1 protein-coding gene is annotated in these 844 nt (G+C 41.4%); it reads left to right on the top strand.

Translation table 11 applies throughout. The features are described from left to right. The coding region (locus B2Y23_RS01765; protein WP_291368647.1) for a 1-acyl-sn-glycerol-3-phosphate acyltransferase at positions 1–844 on the top strand (844 nt) is incomplete at both ends.

Below are 844 nucleotides of genomic sequence, written 5' to 3'. Positions count from 1 at the left end.
AAATGAAGCCTATCATTATTCGGCAAAGCTCATTCGCCTGATTGAAGCGTTGGAAAAATATCCCGAATACGATATCGAATTGGTTCCGGTAACCGTATTATGGGGCCGCTCACCCGAATATGAAGGCTCATGGTTTAAAGCCTTATTTGCAGATGCCTGGGCAACCCCTTCCAAATTAAAACAGGCCTTGAATATTTCTTTATATAGCCGTGAAAACTATATTGAATTTCATAAACCAATTTCCCTGAAAGCGGCAATAGAAAAATCTAAAGTTGAATATCCCAATTTTTCTCCGGCACATTCTGTGGTCAAGGAACTGAATACCAATTTTAATAAATATAAAGAAGCTATTTTGGGTCCCGATTTATCCGACCGCCGGAATCTCATTAACAAGTTAATGAAAACTGAAACGGTTCAGGATGCGATTCGTAAAGAAAGTATTGACTACAAAATCAGCATGTTTGAAGCAGAGAACCGCGCCAAAGGCTATTTAACCGAAGTGGTGTCGGACTTTTCCTATTCTACCCTACGTTTTGCCGAACTGGCGCTGACCAAACTGTGGACGCAACTTTATGATGGAATTGAAGTGCATAATTTCGATACCGTACGCGAGCTGGCCAAGGATTACGAAATTGTCTATACCCCATGCCATCGCAGTCATATCGATTATTTACTGCTGTCTTATGTGATTTTTAACCGCGGCTTGATGGTGCCGCATATTGCCGCGGGTATTAATCTCAACTTGCCTGTGGTCGGTCAGATCATGCGTGGTGGCGGTGCTTATTTTATTCGCCGCACATTTAGTGGTAATGAACTTTATACCTCGGTATTTAAAGAATATTTA

Source organism: Acinetobacter sp. UBA5934, assembly GCF_002430855.1.
In the GTDB taxonomy this organism is placed as follows: Bacteria; Pseudomonadota; Gammaproteobacteria; order Pseudomonadales; family Moraxellaceae; genus Acinetobacter.
Note: the sequence above shows the minus strand (reverse complement) of the source record. Positions and strands in the feature narration are given on the sequence as shown.